This is a genomic window from Azospirillum sp. A1-3, assembly GCF_023806445.1.
Lineage (GTDB): Bacteria > Pseudomonadota > Alphaproteobacteria > Azospirillales > Azospirillaceae > Azospirillum.
The window spans coordinates 394,464-414,859 of sequence record NZ_JAMSLU010000006.1; the positions used below are offsets into that span (position 1 = coordinate 394,464).

The 20,396-nt window shown below is 68.5% G+C and carries 28 protein-coding genes; all 28 read right to left on the minus strand.

From position 1 onward, the window contains the following. Nucleotides 1-2 precede the first annotated feature (2 nt). The gene (locus tag M5E06_RS29590) at nt 3-662 is read right to left on the minus strand and encodes a DUF6441 family protein (RefSeq protein ID WP_252141306.1); all 660 of its coding nucleotides are present in this window, start codon (nt 660-662) and stop codon (nt 3-5) included. Continuing rightward, nucleotides 659-847: a hypothetical protein gene (locus M5E06_RS29595; RefSeq protein WP_252141307.1), complete on the minus strand. Its 189-nt coding sequence runs from the start codon at nt 845-847 to the stop codon at nt 659-661. Before M5E06_RS29595 ends, M5E06_RS29590 begins: the two co-directional genes overlap by 4 nt. Before the next feature lie 17 nt (nt 848-864). Next, nucleotides 865-1,656: a hypothetical protein gene (locus M5E06_RS29600; RefSeq protein WP_252141308.1), complete on the minus strand. Its 792-nt coding sequence runs from the start codon at nt 1,654-1,656 to the stop codon at nt 865-867. Between the two features lie 126 nt (nt 1,657-1,782). Further along, a complete protein-coding gene (locus M5E06_RS29605; RefSeq protein WP_252141309.1) occupies nt 1,783-2,937 on the minus strand; it encodes a phage tail tube protein in 1,155 nt (384 codons plus the stop codon). A gap of 12 nt (nt 2,938-2,949) precedes the next feature. Continuing rightward, nucleotides 2,950-3,168 (minus strand): hypothetical protein, encoded by a 219-nt coding sequence (locus tag M5E06_RS29610; RefSeq protein ID WP_252141310.1) that lies wholly within the window; start codon nt 3,166-3,168, stop codon nt 2,950-2,952. A 29-nt stretch (nt 3,169-3,197) separates the two neighbouring features. Beyond that, a complete protein-coding gene (locus M5E06_RS29615; RefSeq protein ID WP_252141311.1) occupies nt 3,198-3,662 on the minus strand; it encodes a hypothetical protein in 465 nt (154 codons plus the stop codon). Further along, entirely contained in the window at nt 3,662-3,979 is a 318-nt protein-coding gene (locus M5E06_RS29620; RefSeq protein WP_252141312.1) for a head-tail joining protein, read from the minus strand. Before M5E06_RS29620 ends, M5E06_RS29615 begins: the two co-directional genes overlap by 1 nt. Nucleotides 3,980-4,049: 70 nt before the next feature. Further along, the gene (locus M5E06_RS29625; RefSeq protein WP_252141313.1) at nt 4,050-4,325 is read right to left on the minus strand and encodes a hypothetical protein; all 276 of its coding nucleotides are present in this window, start codon (nt 4,323-4,325) and stop codon (nt 4,050-4,052) included. Then, nucleotides 4,325-5,353: a major capsid protein gene (locus M5E06_RS29630; protein WP_252141314.1), complete on the minus strand. Its 1,029-nt coding sequence runs from the start codon at nt 5,351-5,353 to the stop codon at nt 4,325-4,327. Before M5E06_RS29630 ends, M5E06_RS29625 begins: the two co-directional genes overlap by 1 nt. Before the next feature lie 15 nt (nt 5,354-5,368). Next, a complete protein-coding gene (locus M5E06_RS29635) occupies nt 5,369-5,731 on the minus strand; it encodes a head decoration protein (RefSeq protein ID WP_252141315.1) in 363 nt (120 codons plus the stop codon). Nucleotides 5,732-5,744: 13 nt separating this feature from the next. Continuing rightward, on the minus strand, nt 5,745-6,281 hold the full coding sequence (locus tag M5E06_RS29640; RefSeq protein WP_252141316.1) for a hypothetical protein: 537 nt from the start codon (nt 6,279-6,281) through the stop codon (nt 5,745-5,747). Between the two features lie 7 nt (nt 6,282-6,288). Then, nucleotides 6,289-7,185 (minus strand): S49 family peptidase, encoded by an 897-nt coding sequence (locus M5E06_RS29645; RefSeq protein ID WP_252141317.1) that lies wholly within the window; start codon nt 7,183-7,185, stop codon nt 6,289-6,291. Nucleotides 7,186-7,187: 2 nt separating this feature from the next. Beyond that, the gene (locus tag M5E06_RS29650; RefSeq protein ID WP_252141318.1) at nt 7,188-8,756 is read right to left on the minus strand and encodes a phage portal protein; all 1,569 of its coding nucleotides are present in this window, start codon (nt 8,754-8,756) and stop codon (nt 7,188-7,190) included. 10 nt (nt 8,757-8,766) lie between these two features. Then, a complete protein-coding gene (locus M5E06_RS29655) occupies nt 8,767-8,991 on the minus strand; it encodes a phage head-tail joining protein (protein ID WP_252141319.1) in 225 nt (74 codons plus the stop codon). Nucleotides 8,992-9,002: 11 nt separating this feature from the next. Beyond that, nucleotides 9,003-11,177: a phage terminase large subunit family protein gene (locus M5E06_RS29660; protein WP_252141320.1), complete on the minus strand. Its 2,175-nt coding sequence runs from the start codon at nt 11,175-11,177 to the stop codon at nt 9,003-9,005. After that, nucleotides 11,161-11,763, minus strand: coding sequence for a hypothetical protein (locus tag M5E06_RS29665; RefSeq protein ID WP_252141321.1), 603 nt, complete (start codon nt 11,761-11,763; stop codon nt 11,161-11,163). The genes M5E06_RS29660 and M5E06_RS29665 overlap by 17 nt, the downstream gene beginning before the upstream one ends. Before the next feature lie 358 nt (nt 11,764-12,121). Continuing rightward, complete coding sequence (locus M5E06_RS29670; protein WP_252141322.1) at nt 12,122-12,688, minus strand: hypothetical protein; 567 nt, start codon at nt 12,686-12,688, stop codon at nt 12,122-12,124. 296 nt (nt 12,689-12,984) lie between these two features. Next, a complete protein-coding gene (locus tag M5E06_RS29675; protein ID WP_252141323.1) occupies nt 12,985-14,631 on the minus strand; it encodes a DNA primase family protein in 1,647 nt (548 codons plus the stop codon). A gap of 84 nt (nt 14,632-14,715) precedes the next feature. After that, entirely contained in the window at nt 14,716-15,279 is a 564-nt protein-coding gene (locus tag M5E06_RS29680) for an MT-A70 family methyltransferase (RefSeq protein WP_252141324.1), read from the minus strand. A 140-nt stretch (nt 15,280-15,419) separates the two neighbouring features. After that, on the minus strand, nt 15,420-15,689 hold the full coding sequence (locus tag M5E06_RS29685) for a hypothetical protein (RefSeq protein WP_252141325.1): 270 nt from the start codon (nt 15,687-15,689) through the stop codon (nt 15,420-15,422). After that, the gene (locus tag M5E06_RS29690; RefSeq protein WP_252141326.1) at nt 15,682-17,394 is read right to left on the minus strand and encodes a bifunctional DNA primase/polymerase; all 1,713 of its coding nucleotides are present in this window, start codon (nt 17,392-17,394) and stop codon (nt 15,682-15,684) included. The genes M5E06_RS29685 and M5E06_RS29690 overlap by 8 nt, the downstream gene beginning before the upstream one ends. Then, nucleotides 17,391-17,783 (minus strand): hypothetical protein, encoded by a 393-nt coding sequence (locus M5E06_RS29695; RefSeq protein WP_252141327.1) that lies wholly within the window; start codon nt 17,781-17,783, stop codon nt 17,391-17,393. Before M5E06_RS29695 ends, M5E06_RS29690 begins: the two co-directional genes overlap by 4 nt. Further along, nucleotides 17,780-18,202, minus strand: coding sequence for an ASCH domain-containing protein (locus M5E06_RS29700; protein ID WP_252141328.1), 423 nt, complete (start codon nt 18,200-18,202; stop codon nt 17,780-17,782). The genes M5E06_RS29695 and M5E06_RS29700 overlap by 4 nt, the downstream gene beginning before the upstream one ends. Nucleotides 18,203-18,205: 3 nt before the next feature. After that, on the minus strand, nt 18,206-18,799 hold the full coding sequence (locus M5E06_RS29705; protein WP_252141329.1) for an RFX family transcription factor: 594 nt from the start codon (nt 18,797-18,799) through the stop codon (nt 18,206-18,208). A 3-nt stretch (nt 18,800-18,802) separates the two neighbouring features. Next, entirely contained in the window at nt 18,803-19,150 is a 348-nt protein-coding gene (locus M5E06_RS29710; RefSeq protein ID WP_252141330.1) for a hypothetical protein, read from the minus strand. Next, the gene (locus tag M5E06_RS29715; protein ID WP_252141331.1) at nt 19,147-19,419 is read right to left on the minus strand and encodes a hypothetical protein; all 273 of its coding nucleotides are present in this window, start codon (nt 19,417-19,419) and stop codon (nt 19,147-19,149) included. The genes M5E06_RS29710 and M5E06_RS29715 overlap by 4 nt, the downstream gene beginning before the upstream one ends. Beyond that, entirely contained in the window at nt 19,419-19,913 is a 495-nt protein-coding gene (locus M5E06_RS29720) for a hypothetical protein (RefSeq protein ID WP_252141332.1), read from the minus strand. Before M5E06_RS29720 ends, M5E06_RS29715 begins: the two co-directional genes overlap by 1 nt. Before the next feature lie 175 nt (nt 19,914-20,088). Next, a complete protein-coding gene (locus M5E06_RS29725) occupies nt 20,089-20,328 on the minus strand; it encodes a helix-turn-helix transcriptional regulator (protein ID WP_252141333.1) in 240 nt (79 codons plus the stop codon). Nucleotides 20,329-20,396: the final 68 nt, after the last annotated feature.

Genomic DNA, 20,396 nt, shown 5'->3' on the forward strand with positions numbered 1-20,396 from the left:
GGCTACCGCCCGAGAATGTTGGAGAGGTTGGAGGCGAGTTGGGCTTCGGCCGCACGGGTGGCGGCACTGATGTCCAGCAGCTTCCGGCCGCGCACCTTGCGCACCAGCAGGAAGAGCGGGATGGAGGTGGCGCGGCCGGCACCGCCGCGGGCAAGCCGGTCACCGCGGGCCTTGCCATCGGCGACCAGCAGCGCCCGCGCCCCATTCCCGATGGGGATGAAGCGCAGGTCTCCGCCGAAGTGATATTCAGCCGACGATACGTTCGACCATTTTGCCGGCATCGGGCTGGCCCGCCGGCTGTCTGGCCGCTGGTCGCTCTTATCGAATCCCAGCTCCTTCGCGGCGGGCAGTGGGATCGCCAGCCATTTCGAGCCGCGCGCGGTGATGGTTTCACTGCTGTCGAAGGCATCGTGCAGCCGGGTGGCCTTGGAATAGACCAGACCGGCCGGCCGCAGGGTGCGCCGGCCGGTCTTCGGGTACAGCTCCAGCCGCCACGCCTTTTCCAGCCCGGTGCCCAGCCCGGCCGCACGGGTCTGCCGGCGCAACTCCGTCTGAAGCGCTTCAGACGCGGACCGCACCGCCGTCCGCGCGGCGTCGGCAATCTCATCGAAGCCGGCGTTCACCAGCTCCTTCAGATCGCCTGTGATGCGACCGACGATCACGACGGCTCCAGCGCCAGCAGTTCGGCTTCGGCCGCTGTCATGATCGCGAAGGCGTCGATCATGATGGCGGCCTGATCGCCAACACCACCGGCATCCGGCAGATGGCCGGAGACCGGCATAACGCCAGCCGCCATGCCGCCGATGCGGCCGGGCTGGGGCCGGTAAGCCCGCCAGAGCTGGACCATGTCGAAATGATCCTCGCTCAGCTCAAGGCGGGGGTTTCGGCGGAAGTGTTCTCCGAAGAGGACCCAGCCGGCATCGCCGGCAAGCTCTTCGACGCCGTCTTGGTAGGCTTCCGGCTGGAGGCTGACCGCGACGGCGATGCGAAGTTTTTTTCCTGATCCTTCGACGGGCGCATCAGGCTCATGATCTTGAAGCCCACCGTGCGCAGCTCGGCTTCGTCCAGATGAGACAGCGTTTCATCGGTGGTGATGTCGCGGCGGCGGACGAAGGGGGCGTCGGTGCCATCCGCAGCCTTCACTTCCTCCCATCCCAGCAGGAAGTGCCGGCACGCCACGATGGGGGCGACCGACAGCCAGAACTCGCGGTCACCCTCCATGGCGGCATAGCGGCCACCGGCCGCCCGGGCCAGCCGGGTGATGGCCTCCAGCCCGTCCAGCGCGTCGGGGTCGACATCGCCCTGGGCGGCGGCTTCGACGGAATCGACCAGTTCCAGCAGGCTGTCGAGGTTGTAGGGGTTCACCTCGCGCAGGTCTTCGCGCAGGGCCTTGTACAGCTCGGCATCGCCGGGATAGGTGGCACCGGCCGCCCGCAGGTCGCGGCGAAAGGCGGCCCGCTGGAAATGGCTGGGCACCCTCAGACGATAGACCGGCTGCGGTGCGGCGTCGATTTCAGCCTGCACCTGATCGATCAGGCGGTCGAAGCCGGCGATCAGCTCCGGCTTGTCGGCTGCCTCGCGCAGCTTGGTCAGGGCGGCGAGCTGATCGAGGCGGGGGGTGAACGGAATCACGTCCTTGGTCGAGACGGGAAGCATGGGAGACAATCCTCTGTCGGTGAGGGATGGGGTACGGGCGGTGCCGACATCACCGCCCGCTGGCGCGCGACGGCGCCCCGCCGGCCGAAGCCGACTGGTTGCCCGGTGCCGGCCGGGGTCGCGGGGTCAGTAGAGGCAGAGGAAGGAGCCGGCATCCTGACCGGTGCAGGCGAACTGATGCGTGTTCGTCATCAGGCCGTTGCGGTCGCCCGGCTGAAGGTTGGTGTAGAAGGCTGCCGGCATGGTGACGCCGATCCGGTTGCCGGCGGTAATCCCGTAGCAAGCATGGATGATCTGCTGGGTGCCGGCGCGCAGGGCCGCCATGCTGTCGCGGGTGGCGACCAGGGTTTCCAGCGGATCGCACGACCCGGTCATGTTGCGGCTGGTGATGATGCTGGGGTCGAAGCCTTCGGCCGCATTGGGGTTGTCCGGGTTCGTCATCTGGTTGCCGAACTCGATCGACATCGACGACATGGCCGAAACGACACGATTAACCAGCGCCTTGCCGCCCTTCCAGACCGGCGGGCGGGTGGCGTCATAGACAAGCCCGGTCGGCACGTTAGCGTCGACCTTGCCGGCGAACATGCCGGTCAGGGTGAAACTGATACGGCCGATGTTGCCGCTCTGGAGCTTCAGCGTCGCGTTGGCGCGGGCGCCCACCACCTTGTAGAGCAAGCCGTCCATGTAGAGGTACAGGGTCAGCGACGGGATGTTGGTAGACGCCGGCTTGTAGAGCACGTTCACCGGCACCTGATAGTTGGTGGCGGCGGACAGTGCCGTGCCGAACAGGTCGGTCAGGGTTGCCACCTTGCCGGCGGTGTAGTCGGCAATGAAGCTGGTCGCCCCACCCGCCGGGTTGCCGGTCAGCAGCAGCGGCATGCCGCGATAGGTCTGGGCCGTGCCGCTCGCCCCCGCCGACAGCGTCAGGCTGGTGGTGGTGCCAGCGGTGGCGGCTTCGGCGGCAGCCGGGACGGCGGCGGCGGTGATCACTTCCGCCCAGCCGGCCGCCTTCATCAGATCGCCCCACTCCGGCGGGGTGCCGGGCACGCCCGACCCCTTCAGCAGGACGTCGCAGGTGATCTGCACCGTCATGCCCCCGGTGATCGGCCCGCGGCCGTCGAGGCTGCCGGTCACTTCGTTGGTCTGAACGGTGTTCGGGTTGAAGCTGATCTGCGGATTTTCGACCAAGACCGCATCGGTGGACGCGGCGGGATTGGCGTCCGTCCCTTCAGTGGTTTCGATCTTCGCCAGCAGGGCGGCATTGCGGGTGCGCAGGGCCATGGTGGGAACTCCTTACTCGGCCGTCGGCGCGGACTGGGCCGGCGCATCAGCGGCGGGCCGGCGGCCCTTGGTGGCGGGGACCGGAACCGCGGCAGCGGCGGCGGTGGCAGAGGCTTCGGCCGCCGCGCGCTCTTCCTCGGTCAGATTGACGAGCTGATCGCCGTCGCGAAGCTCGAAGCTGTGGGCAGGCGTCGGCACCACCGCCGCCGCCCGATGGGCCGGGATGTCCATGGATGTTCTCCGGGTGGATGGGAAAAGGGTCAGGGAGCCAGGGCGTAGGGGTCGCCGGGCTTGGTCCAGAACTCGACGGTGAAGGCGAAGAAGATGTCCCCTAGGCCACCGACGCCTTCACCGTCGGCTTCATCCTGATCGGCTTCGGTCAGGTTGGTGTCGACGGCGAGGCCACCCAAAGTCGGGTCAGCCTCGACAACGCGCAGGATAGCGGCCCCCAAGTCGACACCCTGCCGGTGCAACTCGGCATCCGACGCATTGGCCTTCAGGAAACCGGTGACGGCGATCCGCTCGACATTGCGGGTCACCGCGGCACTTTCCTGATCGGACGACACCGGCGACGCCTTCATCACCAGTGCCGGCAGCTTGCCATCGGGAACCTGTTTACGAAGCCCGCGATAGACGGTGATGGACCCCGGCAGATTGGCCGCCACCACCATGCCCAGGCGAGCTTCGAAGGCGGCCAGAACCTGTTCGCGAATCGCTGTCGGCATCACTTCAGCTCCAGCCGCCACAGCAGCCGGTCCGCGTCCGGCTGGGTGGCCTTGTCGATGACGAAGACGTCCGCCCCGACGGTCAGCGTGCCTTCGATCTCCATCACCGCCACTTCGGACGCCCGCACTTCGGCGATGCGGGCCGGGGTGGTCACGCCGCTGCCGCCGGACCGCCAGTCGCGGTCGCCCGCGGACAGGACGGCAACGCAGGCCACTGGGGTGCCCCCCAGGGCGCCTGATGGCGGCGTGTAGATGGCCGGACGGCCCCAAACCTGAGCCACCGGGCCGTGAAGGAGTGCATCAAGGTCGACGATCATCGGACGGTCTCCCGATGCGCGACGGGCGGCCCTGGGGCCGCCCGTCGCGCGTGGTCGAGGTGATGCCGGATCAGCCCAGCAGGTCGGGCTTGGGGTCGGACCCCACACCGGTGCCGGTTTCGGTGCCGGCGTCGGCATCCGGATCGGCACTGGTCCGCTTGGCGATACCGGGGCCGGCTTCGGCCTCCGGCACCGCGTCCGGATCGGCCCCGGCCCGCTTGGCGACACCGCGCCTGATCAGCTCCGCCGCTTCGGCGTCCGGCAGGGTCACCGTCTGGCCCGGCAGCACGGTGACCTGATCCTTCTTCACCATCGCCACGATGGTGTTGACGGCGACGATCTTCATCAGAGCACCTGCGCGGCCAGAGAGGCGTTGACGTTGGTCGGCACCATCAGCGGTGCCGACTGGGTCAGCAGCTGGCGGATGGCCGGGTCCTTCTCCACCCAGCTCTTGGAGAAGTACGGCATCGCCTGCAATCCGGCTTCATCGTCGCGGATCGCCCCGAAGGCGCGCACGCCCTCGACGCCGATACCGGTCAGCACCACGGTGCCGGCCGGCCACATGGAGTGTTCGGCGCCCTGCTCGTCCTCATACCAGGACGAATAGGTGAAGATGTTGAAGCCGTCGACCTGCCCCATGAACTGGCCGCCTTCGACCGGGGACGTCATCGCCCCGGTGTTGAGGCTGGCCGCCTGATCCTTCCATTGCTTCAGCTTGTCGTTGATGGCGGGGTCCTTGCGGAACACCTTCCAGACATCGACGCCCATGATCACGTCGGTGGGCATCGACCCCGACTTCTGAAGGACGAGCAAGGCCCAGTCCTGAAGGTTGTCGAGGATGGCCGCCGCCGACTGGCCCCACCGGGCGGTGCCCGACAGCGTCACCGTCAGCGAGCTGTCACGGCCGAAATTGACCACGCACGCCGGATACAGCTCGCCCACCACCGTGACGCTGCCGGTGGTCAGCGCCGACGTCGCCATCCATTCGAAGCGGCGGGTCAGCATGTCGATCTGGTCTTCCAGATCCTCCACCAGCAGCAGACGCATGCGGTCAGCCGGCGACAGAGCGGCACCGCCGATGGTCTCGCCAACCGCGCGCTTCAGGGCACGGCCCGGATTGAACGGGCGGCGGTCCTTGGTATAGGCCGGCTTGAAGGTGTTTGTGGTGTAGCCCTGCGACGCCACCACCTTACCGGCCACCATCGGCGACACGAAGGGGGCGAGACGGCGGCGGCGGGTGATCAGGTCGAAGGCGATTTCCTCGGTCTGCGACCGGGTTTCGCTGGTGAAGTAGCGGTCCAGCAAGAAGGACGGCGGCGTCTTGACCTGACGCACGACACCGGCCAGCACCGCGGTGGAGAAGGTATCGACCATGGGAGATGCCCTTTCTTAGGACAGGGGCTTGACGATCAGGATGCCGACATCCCGCAGCGGGGCGAAGGCGGTGGCGTAGCTGTGGCCGGTGCCATAGGTCAACGCGCCATCGGCGAAGCTGCCGCCCATGTAGGCGACGGTGGCGGTGTCGGCGGCACTGGCGTCGGTGGCTTCGGCCAGGATCAGGTCCGGGGTCTGGCTGCCATCGGCGGCGGCGGCCAGACTGAGCACATACTTGTCGGACGCGGTGATCTTGCCGAGCACGGCCCCGCGCGGCAGGGTCTGGCCCGACGCCAGGGTGATTCCCTTGGCCGGGTACGGGCCTTCGACCTGCAAGCGGTCGGGGCTGAAGGTTTCGCTGGTGAAGCTGGCGGGCATGGACGGCGCTCCTTTACTTCGCGGGCGTGCCGTTGTGGGCAGCGTGCAGGTTCATGATGGCGGCCACTTCGGCCGAAACGTCGTCACCCCCGGCGGACGCGCCGCCGTCCGGGGTGATCGGCGGGTTACCCAGCACCGCCATGGCGGCGGCGAGCGGGTTGGATGGCGTCTGGGCGGACGATGCGGACGACGGAGCCGCAGCGGCCGGAGCGGTTTCCAGCACGGCAATCGCCTGCTGCGCCGTCAGGTCGGTGCCGAAGGCCAGCGTGGCGGCCATCTCCACCCGGCCAGCGGCGGCCGGCGACGCGAAGATCGCGGCGCAACGCTCGCGCTCCTTCCGACGGACCGTGCGGGCCTGCTTGTCCTCTTCGCCGTCGGTCTCGTCCTCGTCCTCATCCGCCGGCTTGCTGTCGCCGGAAGCCTGGGACTGCGGGCCGCCGGGCTGGGCCGGCGGGATGGTGGCACCCGACGCGGGCTTCGTACCGGGGGGCACCGTCGGGCCGGCGGCAGCGCCGGGGCGGAGGTGCGAAAAGCTGAACGGAATCTTCATGGCGGGGTCAGGCTCCCTGTGCGGTGGTCAGATGGGTGAGAAGGGCTTGGAAGGCGTCGTCCGGCGGCAGCACCGCATCGGCAAAGCCCTGCTCGACGGCGGCAGCCGTGCCGGTCGGGCCGTCCCAGGTGGCGGCTTCGCTCGCCAGCACGGCGGTAAGGTCGAGAGAGGCGCCCGCGGCAGCGCGGCCACGGGCGACGGAGGCGGCGAACAGCTGGCGGATGGCTTCGCTCTCCGCCAGCCAGCGGTCGCGGACATCGTCAGCCAGCGGCTGGAAGGCGTTGCCCTCCGCCTTGTGCTTTCCGGCGGCGATGATCGTCGGCTTCCAGCCGGCTTCCGACAGCGCCGCCGACACGTCCCAGTGGATGGAAATCACGCCGATGGAGCCAAGCCCGCCCGTGCGCGGCACGCTGACGGTGTCGGCAATGCCGGCGGCAAGCCAATAGGCGGCGGAATAGGCGTAATCGTCGAGGATGGCGACCACCAGCTTGCCGCTGTCGCCCTTGGCCTGGGCTGCCCAATCGACCAGATCGGCCACGCCGGAGACGAAGCCGCCGCCGCTCTTGCACCACAGCGCCACCGCCCGCACCTGCGGATCGGCGAAGGCCATGCTGAGTTGAAGCTTCAGGACGTTGCAGCCGGTGGCGTAGCTCCAGCCGATCCAGTCGAGGCGCGGCACGATCAGGCCGCAGACCGGGACGATGGCGACACCGCCGACCAGCTGATAGGGCCGGCTGCGCTCGTCCAGCTCCGACAGATGCAAAGCACCAGGCGCCGGGCGCTGAAGCCCGGACGAGGTCGAGGCGGGGGCCGCACCAACGAGCTGGGGCAGCAGCGCCGATGCGGACGTGACGAAGGCCGGGGCCAGCAGCGCCGGCCCCGACACGAACAGGAAGGGGTCCATGATCAATCCTCGCGGGACTGGCGGTTGCGGTCGGACGGTTCCGGACCGTCATGCAGAATCACCTGCGTCGGGGCCTCCCAGGGCACCGGCAGGCCAAGCTTGCGCAGGAACTCCGCTTCGCTGGCGCGCTGTTCAGCCACCTCGCGCCAGTCCTTGCCCTGTTCGGCACATTCGTCTTCCAGGGTGGAGACGCCGATCTTCATCCGCATCTCAGCGGCGGCGACTTCCTTGACCGGGTCCACCCAGCCGCGCCCGACACCGATCCAGCGGCACCGGCCATAGGCGTAGCGGTTGCCGTAGAAGTCCGGGGCCTCCACCTCGCCCAGGCTGACCGCCTCTTCCAGCCAGAGATGGAAGACCGGGGTTGCCCAATAGGTCGCCAGCCACGCCCGGCGACCCAGGAAATAGCGCCATGCCTCCAGCATGGCGGCCCGCGCGCTGCTGTAGTTCGTCTGGCTGAAGTCCTTCATCAGCAGCTCATAGGGGATGTTCATCCCCGCCGCGATGTGGCGCAGCACCGACTTGGTGAAGGCGTCGAAGGCGGTCGCCGGCCGGGCCGGGGTGAAGGGCTGCATCTCGTCGCCGGGGAACAGCGGGATGACGGACCCCGCCTTCAGCCGGACGGCGTGTTCCGCCCGCTTGTCCATGTATTCGTCAACCCCGCCGAACAGGTCTTCCAGATCCTTGGCGGTGGAGCTGGTCTTGATGAAGGCGGCGATCATCGCGTTGACGATGGCCGCCTTCAGCTCCGATTCCGTGTAGTGCTGGTACATCTTGAACTGCGCCAGCACGGGCGACAGCAGCGGCTTGCCGCGGGTCTGGCCGGTGCGCTCGCGGTCATGAATGTGAATGACCTGCTTGCGCCCCCAGGGCGTCATCGCCGGCACCCGCGTCCACTGGTTTATGTCGGGCGCCCAGCTGAACCAGTCGCCAGGGTGGGCGTTCCTGATCCAGTAGCCGGTGGGCGCGCCGTTGCGGTCGATTTCGATGCCGCCACGCAGGGTGGGGCCGTCCATCCGGCCATCCGGATTGGACAGGCGGTCCGCCTCGATCACCTGCATGCAGGTCGCATACTTCCGATCCCGCGACGGCAGCCACAGCGGCACGGCAAGGCCTTCGCCGTTCAGCAGACCGGCCCGCGTGACCTGGGCGGTCATGCCGGCAAAGGTCAGGGTGCGGGCGGCGTCGCAATCGGTGGTCTCCGCCCATTCGCGGAACTTGGCTTCGACGATGCCGCTCCACTCGTCCGCCCAGGCCTTGTCCCGGCCCAGCGCCCGGTAATCGGGCGTGCTCGACAGCCGCAGGCCGGTGCCGACGACGTTGTCGAGGATCGACTGAATGCCGGACGAGGCGATGCCGTTGTTCCGCCACAGGTCGCGCGAGCGCGCCACCAGGGTGGACAGTTCCGGCAGCAGCTCCGCGTCGGCGGAGGTGGCGCCGACCTGCCAGGACGCCAGCTCGCGCGACATCAGCGACGCGCCGTCATAAGCGGTATCGACGGCAGTACGGCGGGCCGGGCGCATCGGCTGGCCGTGCTGGTCGAGGATGGTCACGGACGGAACGGGGGGCATGGCCGGGCGCTCAGAAGCTGATCAGCAGGGCACGGCGGGGCCGGCCGGAGGCAGCGGCGATCTGTTCCTTCAGCTCCGCGATGTAGCGGCGCAGATCGGGGGCGGTGGAGGTCGAAAACTCGACGGTTCGCCCGTCGCCGCTGGTGACGCGCACCGGGCGCCCACCGGTCAGCAGGGCATGCAAGGCGGTGTCCGCCTCGGACAAGCGGGTCCGAAGCGTCTCGATGTCAGTCATGGTGGGAACCCTCACGACAGATAGGGATCGTCGGCGGTGGTGGCTTTGGGCAGGGTGATGCGGGGGCCGCCGGCCCCCTTCATCGCCCGGCGCAGAGGTGCCGGCAGAACGACCGACGCGGCGCGGGGCGCTTCATCGGATGGGGAGACGGATGGTGCAGCCGGGGCAACGACGGGCGGTTCCGCTGCCGCGACCAGCGGCAGGTTGAACAGGTCGCGGTCCGCCACCGGAGCGGCGGCCCGGTGGGCGGCGAGCGCCTGCCACTGATCGGAGGTCATGGTGTCGCAGCCCAAGTAGTAGGCGAGCGCCCGGCAGCCGACGGCGATATCCAGCTCTTCGTTCGCGCCGTGCTGTTCCCACCACTGGTGCGGACGCCCATTGCGGGTGCCCTTGCGCAGGGTCTCCGCCGTCATCTGCTTCAGCAGGCCCAGGTCGGCGTCCTCATTGACGTACAGGGCGCCGGGACGGATGACGCCATCCGGACCGGGGCCGCGGAGCATGCGGCGCAGGGCGGCATAGTGCTGTGACTTCAGCGGCCATGTGCCAATCGGCCACAGCAGGCAACCGCCCTTGACCCGCTGGCCGCGCCAGTCGATGTCGACCTTCTTCGGCGTGCCGACCGGCGGCAGCAGCCATGCCTGGGCGCGACCATCACCACCGCGCCCATCGCAGGCGAACACGCCCTGCCGGCGACGCGCCCACAGATAGACCCGGTGCGACAGATAGCCGGTGTCGACGCCGAAGGCCTCAATCGGCCACGTCGCGCCGCGGGCGTCCGGATAGCGGCGGGACTGGACCGCTTCCAGGCGCTTCCACACCTCGTCCCCTTCCGGGTCGCCGGGAATGGTGCCGCCGTCGATGCGCCAGAAGGTCGGCACGCCGGGCAGGCCTTGGCCGCAGGCGTAGACGCCCCATTGCAGGCGATCCGCCTGCACGTCGCAGAAGCCGGTGACCACCAGCGCTCCCGGCGGCAGCTGCCGGTGCGGATAGGACAAGCGACGCTCCAGCAGCTTTTCGGCCTCCGGCGCGTCGCCCTTCTCCTTCCACGGCTCGCCCAGCGTCTGCTGGGTGAAGACCTTCAGCCCGGCCGGCCCCTTGCGCTTGGCGTCCTGGAACTCTTTCACGATCCCGTCCCAGCTGTTGAACGGGCTATAGGCCTGCCAGATGGCGAAGCCGGGTTCCCGGCCGGCGGAGCCGCGGGCGCGCCAGCGGGCGAGGTCTTCCGGCTCGAACACCTTGGGCGGCGGCAGATCGTCCTCGCTGCCCGGATGGCACTTCAGCCAGACGCCGCGGGCCAGCATCTCCGTCTTGTGGTGATGCTCGATCACCCCGCCGCACCCCGCCGACAGGCAGACGAAATGGGCGTTGAACGGCGGCGTGTCGCTCTCCCACTTCAGGTTCTCCCAGCGCAGCAGCTGGTACGCACCGCAATGGGGACACGGCACATAGTAGCGGCGCTGGTCGCTGGCCTCGAACTTGGCCGTGATGCGGCAAGCGCCGTCGATGCCGGGGGTGGAGCAATAGAAAATCTTCGCGCCGCGCGTCTCGCGCCACGCCTTGGTGCGGGCGAAGGCCAGATCGACCGGGTCGCCGCGCCCGTCGACATCCCACGGGTATTCCGACACCTCTTCCAGCACGACGACGCGATAGCTCATCATTTGGAGCGGCTGCGACGACGACGCATGGCCGATGACGGCAAAGCCGCCGGCAAAGCGCAGCATGCCCTGGGTGGAGCTGTCGGCATCCCGCGACCGCTGGGGGCGGACGCGGTCGCGCAGGGCCGGGGTGACGTCGATGGTGGTGCCGAGCTTCAGCTTGGCATACTTGTCCATCTCGCCCAGGCTGGGCAGCAGGATCAGGATCGGCGACGGCTCGCCATGGATGACGGAGCCGACAAGGTTCAAGCCGGCTTCGGAAAAGGCAACCTGCGCCGACTTCATCGACGCGACTTCGGTGCAGGGGTGTGACAGGCTGAGAACGTCCTGCACCTCGCGCAGGTAGGGGACGCGGTCGCCGTTCCACCGGCCAGGATAGGGGCTTCCGCTCTCCGCGCTGACATAGCGTTCCGTCTCTGCCCACTGGGTGACGGTGAGGCGCGGCGGCGGCGTGATTCCGCGCGCGAAAGACCCCAGCACCACGGCGTGGGCATCGCCCAGCGCGGGGAACCGGTCACTCAGGCTTGCCATCGGTCCGCATCAGGCCGAAATCGGCCAGGGTGGTTTCGATCTGGCGCTTCCACTTTTCCAGCATCTGCCGGTCAGCGTCCTGAATTGCGCCAAGCGCCGTCCGATAGTCGGCAACGCCGACAAGTCGGTTCGCCAGATCGGGCGCACGCTCGTCCAGCAGGCGCATCAATGCCGGCCCCAGATCGAAGCCGGCATTGGCGGCGGCGTCCCGCTCCACCAGCTGCCCCTGTGACTTTGCGTTTTCCAGCTCCGCCCGGTCCGCATCGGCGCGGGTCTTGCGGATGCGCTCGTTCGCCAGCGTGGTTTCGACGCTGGCGGCGATGCTGGTGGGGAGACCGGGCCGCGGAGCCGCTTCGGCCGGGTCGGCATCGGCCGGAGCGGGCGCAGGGGTGCGGCGTTTGGCCGGGTCCAGTGCGGCAGCACGGACGGACCGCACCTGGGCGACCGACACCAGCGGCCGGCCGGGCACGCCATAATCGGCCAGCAGCCCCTGGGACACGTAGCGGCTGACGGTGGACTTGTTCACGCCCACGGCGGCAGCGGCTTCGGTGACGCCGACAAGGTCGTCAGGACGCTCGTTGCTCACGTTGCACGCCCTGTTGCAACGCCTGCAACGGCGTTGCCGCAAACTTGACCCCCACCGACTGGCCCGCGCGGACGCCTCGGCCACCCGTATTCCATCGGATGGCCGGAAGGACCCGCAAGGGGGGTGGTGGGGGTGGGGGCACCTACCCCGGCCAGCCCCGACCGGCGGGTGGCAGCCTCCGGACGCGGTTCCCCGCCGCCCAGGGGGCAGCGGAGGGGCACCGTCGGGTGCCGGAGGGAGGGGGTGCGGGTGTCTATCATTGGGGGTAAAACGCAGTACGCCCGGCGCGGGGGATTACCCTGGCCGGGCGTACTACCTCAATCTAGCGGAGAGGCTATCAAAATCCCCCCGGTGTCCGTCAAGAGGGATCTTTCGGAACATCCAGACGGAATGTTGCGGCGTAGCCTGCCAGAGCAGACAGGACCGCATCGCGCGTGCGGTCCTTGCGAACGCCCAGGTCACGATCCAGCGCGTCGGGCGACGCTTCCCCCATCAGCACCTTGACCGTGACGACGTCGAGGTACAACGCGTCATGCCGGCCCCGCAGCAGACCCGCCTTGCCCGCCGCCCGCACCGCCGCCCGCCACTCCGCCACGCGCCGGGCCGGAGCCGACACCACCCACGACACCGTGCCGCCGGACGGAGCCAGCGGCGGGCTGGTGCGATTGCCGCCATCGACCACCAGCCGCGACGGATCAATCGCCCGCAGCCCCGACGCCGTCCCGATCTCCGTCGCCAGCCCGCGTCCGATGTCCACGGCAGCAGCAAGCTGCGCCACGTCCATCCGCCCACGGGCGTACATCAGCGCCACCCACCCCCGGCCGCAGACGAGCCCCGGCACCGCCGGGTCACCCCGCTTCGGCAGGTCCCGAAGCCGCCCGGTGACCAGCGCGTCACCGTCGTCCTCACCCCTGCCCGGTATCACCGCTCCGCCATCCATGCCCGAATGCTCCCTATTGCTCCCCGCCCGGCGGGAATGCTCCCTCTCTGAACCCCTTGGAAACTCTCACTTTAGGGAGGATAGGGAGGATAGGGAGCAATGTTCGGAGGTCTGCCATATGCGCCCGCACGCACCCGCGCACACACGCACGCACATATGTGAGACCCCCGAAAAATGCTCCCTTCGCTCCCTATGCTCCCTAAACCCAGCATTTCCGCGCCTTTCCCCAGGGGAGCTATGCCCGCGATTGCTCCCTTGGGGGTCGATTGCTCCCTGTCCCGTCAGAATTCGGGGGGCGGGGCCTCGACGTGCTGGGGCAGCCCGTCCAGCAGGCACAGCCCCACATACTCGTTCACGCCGCAACTCTTGACTGTGCGGAAGCCACGATCCTTCATTTTCCGTCCGAACCCGTTTTGTTTGAGAGGTTCTTGCGCATTTCTTTCACACCACTTGGTGTAGGCGTCGTACAACGCCGTGGCCGTGACACGCCGCCCCTGCAAGGCCGCCGTCTCCGCCTCAAGGAAGTCGCCTAGCGGGTCCTGATCGCGCCGGTACTCTTCCACCGCCGCCATGATCTTCTCAGGCGGGTCCAGCCCCTCTTCCAGCCACAGCCACAGCCCGTCCAGCAGCCAATTCAAGACCCCGTCCTTCTCCGCGACCAGCTTGTCGAGGATGTGCGGGTCGCGCTCGTCCGGGGTGATGAAGACTTCGAACGGCACTAGGATCACGCGGCGCCAGATGCCCACGTCCTGTCCCCTGATGATCGGCCGATGGTTGGTGACCATGATTGGCGTGAACTCCGGCCGAAACTCGAAGGGGTCCTTGTTGAGCTTGCGCGTCTCCATCGGTTCGCCGCCGGTCACCTCTTTGACCAGACCTTCCGAAAGGGCCTCGCCCTTGTCCGGCTCGTTCATCAGCACCAGCCGCACGCCTGGAAGCTTGGCGATGGACGGCTTCGGCCCGTCCGCCTTCTTGTCCTTCCCGTCGAGGAAGACGCCCACCGGGATGGTGGCGGCATAGTCCCCGAAAATCTTGCGGATGAGGTCTACCAGCTTTGACTTGCCGTTCTTGCCGGTGCCGTAGAAGATGACAAATATCTGTTCGGACGTGTCGCCGGTCAGACAGTACCCGAGAAGTTTCTGCACGAACTTCCGCACCTCTGCATCCGGCAGGATGCGGTTGATGAACCGGTCGAACTGCGGACATTTCGCCTCATGGTTGAATGCCGCACCGGCAAGCCGGGTGATGAGGTTCGCCTTGCGGAAGCCGCCCAGGTGCATCTGGGCGCAGCTCTCCGGCTTCTGGCGCAGGTCCAGCGTGCCGTTGTCCACCGTCAGCAACCACGGGTGCGCGTCCATCGCCCGCATCGGCTTCGACAGGTAGGGCTTGGCCTGTTCGAGCGCGCCCTTCACCTTCGGGGTGTCGCCGCTCTTGACCGCGAACGCCTCGAACGCCTTCAGGCCGCGTTCCCAGTCCTTGATGCGCTCCAGACGCAGCTTGCCCTGGACGTTCGGGTCAGTCTCTTCGGTCTCGGTCGGAGGGGCCGGTGGCGGCCCCAGGTCGCGCAGCTCTTTCACTTCGTCCCGCAGCTTCTCCACCATACGGTGGCACAGCTTCGTCGCCGCCGCCTCGCCCAGCTCGTAGCCGAAGCGCTTGCCGTCCCACACAGCCCAGCCGTTCTGATCGACGAAGACAAGGTCACGGCCGAACCGCTGAATCAGCCGCTCCCCGTTGCCCTTGTCGGACTTATCGTAAGTTGCAAGCTCTCGGTCGGGCGGCGGTTCCCCGTCGTCATCGTCCGGCGGCTGGGCGACACCGCTGCCGCCCGTTCCGGCATCGACCACGACAGCGCCGTCGATCTGCTGTCGCAGGTCTTCCAGCGTGTCGGGCAAGTCCACCGGCACGATCTTCGCTCCGTCATCGGGCATCGCGCACCTGAAAGCCTCTGGCACGCCCATCGGGCGCCCAATCTGTGAGGGGGGCGGGGGGAGGCGCGGAGGGGTGCGAGCGGGTCATGAACCCACCTCCCCGGCGTCTGCCGTGAATTTGTCCGTCTGGTTTCCCCAGACGTCGAAGCCCGGCCAGGACTGGCGGGCGAATAGCTCGCACGCGGGACCGCTGGGAATCAGCCGGCGTGCCATGGCATATTGCTCGTCCGGCTTCCGGCTGTGCTCGCGCGTCACCGCGTCCAGAGCTTCGCCACCGTCCAGCAGGATGCCGCGTTCCGACGTGCAGCCCGGCCCATAGGGCGGGTCTCCGATAGCCCACAGCGTGACATGCTCGGTCGAGACCCGGACGACATAGCCGGGGCCGAAGGCCAGCTTGCCGGAGGGGGTGCGCTTCACCCACGGGAAGCCGGTGACGTACCGGAAGCCCCAGGCCTCCCCCACGGCGATGGCCTGGGGCAGCATGGCCCAGGTGCCCCACATCCACAGCAGGCAGCCGCGCGGGTTGGCGAGCTGCTGCACCGGCAGTGCCTTGATGGCGTCCACCGGCATGCAGGCGTAGTGCGCCACCGGGTTCTTGCCCTCGCCCTTGGCGGAGCGGTTGTAGAAGCGCCACGGCGGGTCAGCCATGATCAGGCGGTACGACGCAGGCGCGAGGCTTCCCCACTGCCATGATGCAGGCTTGCCCGACAGCAAGGACGCCCGAGAGGGAGCATCGCCACCAATCGCAGGCAGATCGAACAGGAGGGGGGCGGGGGAGGTGGTCTTGGTCACGCGACGGCCCTCGTTCGGTCTTGGTCGAATTTCGCCGCAAGCTGATCAGCCGCAGCCACCCGCCGGGCGATGCCTGCGGCGAACAGTTCGGAATCGGCGATCAGCACGACCAGCAGGTCGAAGGCATCCGACCACAAGGCGGTGCAATCGCGGCGGCGATCACGGTGCCCCAGCAGCCGGCGACACCAACGGTAGACGTCCGGCGCACGACGCGCGGTCATGGTCATGTAGCGGAAGGCCAGCAGGCGGGCGGCTGCGTCATCCATGACCGCCCCCATTCCGCGCCCGGCGGGGTGGGAAGCGCACCGTCACGCGGCCATCACCACCCAGCGCCCGCGCCACCCGGCCGCGCAGCTCGTCCGACGCGGCATCCGCGCCGATCACGATCACGTCTCGCACCGTCTCCGGCAGCGCCAGATGCAGCAGCGCCGACACCGGCCCGCCGATCCACACCGGCACGCCCGGATAGGCGTTGCGGGTCTGAAGCCCAATCACGGCCCCGGTGGTGAGGTGCAGCCGCTCGCCCGACAGCTTGCCCAGGCGCACCGCCGCACCCTGCCACGCGCCGATCAGGCGGCGGGACGGCAGCACCTCCCCCGTGCTGGGATCGGCGATGGTCGCCATGCGGCCATCCGCCGACAGGAAGGTCGCCAGCACGGCGCGCACTTCGGGCTTGCCGTCCCGGTCGGGCCATCGCGCCATGCCGGCCAGCAGGGCGGGCCACCGGCCGATGCACCCCGGCTCCGACCCGTCTGGGCCATGCAGGTATTCCACCTCCCCAAAGCCGAACCACGGCCCGGCGGTCGCCGGGTCCACGCCGTTGGCAGCGAGGAAGGCGGCGGCGGGCGTATCGGTCAGCGACGCGGCGCGGGCATTCCACACCGCCCGCCCAGCGGCCATCTGCACGCCCACGGCGGCAGGCGAAGGAGCACTGCCACGGCGGCGACGCTGGGGCTGATAGCGCCGCTGTTGCCGCTCCGGAGGCTCGGGCACGTCGCGCGGGTGGTTCCGGCCGGCAGCGATGCCGCCATCGATGATCTTCTCTAGGTGCGCCGGGTCCCACCCGCCTTTGCGCGGGTCAATGCTCCACCCCAGCGCCGCCGCCATCAGGTGCTGGCGCACCAAATCTTCCGGCAGGGCATTGGTGGCGACCAGCCCGCCCAACTTGAAGGCGGCTTCGTTCAACGCGTTGTTCTGATTGCCCGGCCCGGTCTGCCGAACGCGCTTGGTTTCGTCATCCAGCGCGGCGCGGGCATAGGCGGAGATGCGTTCGGCCTTGGCCGAAGGCGCGCGTGCGGCAGCCTTCGGCACCGGCTGACCGATCCGCTTGGCGAGGAAGGCCGGCAGCTCGCGCCCGTCGAGGCGCAGGCGCAGCCACTCAAGGTCTTCCGGCTCGCCCATCAACAGCCGAATCACCCACTCCGGGGCGGGGGCGATGGGGGTAGAGTCCGGACTGCCGACCCAGGCATACCGCCCGCCGTTAGGGTGGATCGACGGGGCGGCGAGGATGTAGCCGCCGCTTGACCGGGTGTCGAGACCCGGACCCAGGCGCGACCGCGCGCTGTTCTTCACCGGGCGGCCCGGCCAGCGGAACAGCCAGTGCCGGCCGCCGCTGGGGGTGTTCTGCCCCAGCGTTTCCGGCAGGGCCTCCCCGAACAGCCCTTCAAGGATCTGCAACGTCTCGAAGCCGTTCTCCGCCGGCTTGTCGCCGTCCGCTTCCTTGATGTCGGCATCCAGCACCCAGAAGCCGGACTGTTCACCGGCCGCCAGCCCGACGTTTGCCTTCGGCCAGCGTTTCCAGAATTGCCGGACCCACCATTGGCCCGCGGCCGCCTGATTCACGCCGTTTTCGAAGAATCCTTCTTCCTTGCAGGGCACTTTGGATCGGGCGGAGCAAGGGAACACCGCCCAGCCGCGGGCGGCATAGGCCGCCGCCGCCTCGAACAGTTCCGGTCCGGCAACTTCGGTCATGGCCGAACCTCCCCGGACGTCAGATCGTGGACATGCGCCCAAAGGCAGGCATCGGCGATGGACAGGGCCAGCGAGAAGAAGCCCCACGAACTGTGGGACTGGCCCGCACGGCTGATCGTCGCCCGCCGGTCGCCCGCGGCGGTCTCCAACCGGTAGCCGGCCGGGACCATGACCAGGGCAGCGCCGACCAGCGTGACCGGCGGCAGCAGCCCAAAAGCGGCGTCGCTGATCTGCCGTCGCAAGCCCGCATGCTGATCGGCGTTGAGAACAATCCGGCCGCTTGCGCGCAGGCACAGGATGGCGGAGTGCAGCGCCTCGCATTCCGTGCGGAGGCTGGTGGCGTCCTGGGCCAGCCTCCGCAGGTCGCTCAGATAGGACACGCTGGTCATGGCCATGGCTCCCACCGGATCAGGACACCACGGAACTCCGTCAGGTCCGGATGGGCATCCGCCCAGAAGCCGCAGAGGTCAGCCCAGTCGCTGAAGCCGTCATAATGGGCGAACTGGTTCAGGCCGGGCGTGTCGGTGACGATCTGTGAAAGACCGCTATCCTCCCCGCCGACAATCACCGAGGGCTGGCGACCCAGAAGGAGGGTGACGGGGACACAGGCTGTGCAGATCGTGCGCCCCAGCAGGCGGCAAGACACGGTTCGCATGCCGACATAGAGTTGAAGCTCTTCGCCCGGCCGGGCATGGCGTTTGCGAGGCGCCCGGATGGTCTGGCGCTTCATCCCCGACAGCAGCGGGCCGGGTTCCAGGCCAGCGACGATCCGGTCGGCAAACCGCTTGTTGAAGCTGTAGGCGACCATCGGTCAGCCCTCCGCCCGCTCGCCCGCCCGCAGGCGGTAGGACACGGCAGCGATGCCGAACACGCACCCGCGCACGGCATCGTCCATCGGCTTTGTCGGCTGCCAATCCTCCGGTTCCAGCGGCCAGGAGTCGGACGGCTGGCCCGGCGGGAAATCGTCCCGGCGGTGATAGCCGGCATGGGACAGGTATTCGCCGCCGGCCGCGTCCAGCGTGCCGGGCGACAGTTCGTCATCGGCAGCAGCGCCATCGTCCACCGCCTTCCGTGCGGCGGCCAGCTCGCGCACCACGATGGACAGAGCATCGATGTCGGACGGGGTCAGCCCCTCCGGCAGCGTCAGCACCGGCCGCGCCTGAACCTTCGGCAGGCCCGGCAGCGACCGGATACCGATGCCCGACACCCAGGTGTGGCCCTGCGGGTCCAACTCCGGCTTGTAGCCGTGGCGGGACAGGCTCCGGCCGAAGTTTGCCCGCGTCAGGGGACGCAGGCGCTTGCTGTCGCAGAAAAGAGCGTAGGCGTTGAACAGATCGCGGACACGAACGGAGGCTTCGCGTCCCTCGCATGCACTGCGGAGGAACGCGTTCAACGTGGCGGACATGGGTCAATCCTCCAGAGCTTGGGCCACTCTCGCGGCGTGGGTTGCGGGCGCGAACAGCGGCATGTCATCGACACCGCGTTGCGCCGGATCGGGGCGCCGGCTGGCGCAGAAAGGGGCGTTGAAGTTGGCGAGGGCCACGGCCAGGGCGTGGTTGTCGAGACCGCCGGCCAGCCACGCGGCGGCGACTTGGGCCAGCCCGCGCGCGGCGCTATCGACATCCGGCACGGCGGCGATCGCTTTAACCAGGCCGTCGCGGTCGGCGTCCTGGGGACGGCCGATCAGCACCCGGCCGCAAGCCAGCGACAGGGCGATGCCGGGGGCGAGGTCGCGGGAGCCGGCCGGGGCGGTCATGCAGGCACCTCTTGGGCTGCATGGTCCGGACGGCAGGCTTCCAGATGGCCGGCGAGAGCCGACACCATGCTGTCGGTCTCAGCCCAGCCGGACGCCCAGCCCCAGCCGCTGATGGTGTCGGGCAGATAGGGGTTGTCGGACAGCGGGCAGCGGGCAAGGCAGGCGGCAGAGCCTTCCCCCCAGGCCGTAAGGAATCGCACGTCGGTCGGATGCTCCATCCGGCCGGACAGCATCAGGGCAGCGCCCCCAGTGGTCAGCAGCGCGGTCATCACGCCACCTCGACGGCGCGGGGGCCAGCCGGGATGGAGGCGGTCACGTCGCGTTCCAGGGCGTCGAGCACGCCGCGCAGGACGGCCAGCTCACGCAGCACGTCGCGGCCTTCCTCCACCGTGATTTGCCGGCCGCCGTCACTCTTGGGGCAGCGCGCCTGCCGGACGGCTTCGGCCACGTCGCCAAGCTCGACCATGGCTTCGGCAAGCCGCGCCATCGGGTCACCCGGCACCGCGGTGCCGTCGGCCGCACGGCGCAGCTCTGCCCTGTAGGCGGTCAGGATCGGCGGGGCCTCGCCACGGCCAATCATGGCCCGATCCAGGCGCAGGGCCTGGAACAGGGGAATACGGTGTGCGTCGTCATCAGGGTCCGACCACATACGGACGAGACGTGCGCTCTTGCTGGTAACGGCCTCGACCTGGGCGTCACCCAGGGAGGCATGGACGAGAAACACCGCGTCTTCCAAGGACAGCGGATCACGGCGCTTGGTCATTGTCCGACACTCTCTTGGGGATTGAACAAGACTGTATGAATTCGCGGGTTCATAGTTCGGCCATGCCCGAAGCTACTCACCGGACGCAGAACGGAATTCCGCAACAGCCAGCCCTCCAGCCCGAGGTGGGCAGGTTGCTGAGGCGTGCTGCGTCCGGCGGTTTGCGTTGTTCCAGTCATGCAGCGACTGCTTTCCGATTTGACGTCGACGGAGGCGGTTCGAAGAACCACGCATCGTCCCAGGGCAGTCCGGCCGATTTCACGCGGGCGCGGATGCGGGTCATTTCACTCAGCGACGGCTCGGCTTCATCACGCTCCCATCGACTTACTGTTGCCTGGGTGGTTCCAGCCGCCCGCGCCAATTCGGCCTGCGTGAGCTGGAGAATTTCGCATCGGATGCGGCGAATGGCGTTCATGAGCCGCGACTATATGCACATACGTATAAAGGGGCAAGGGGTTATCCCAATGATTATGCCACCTCGTA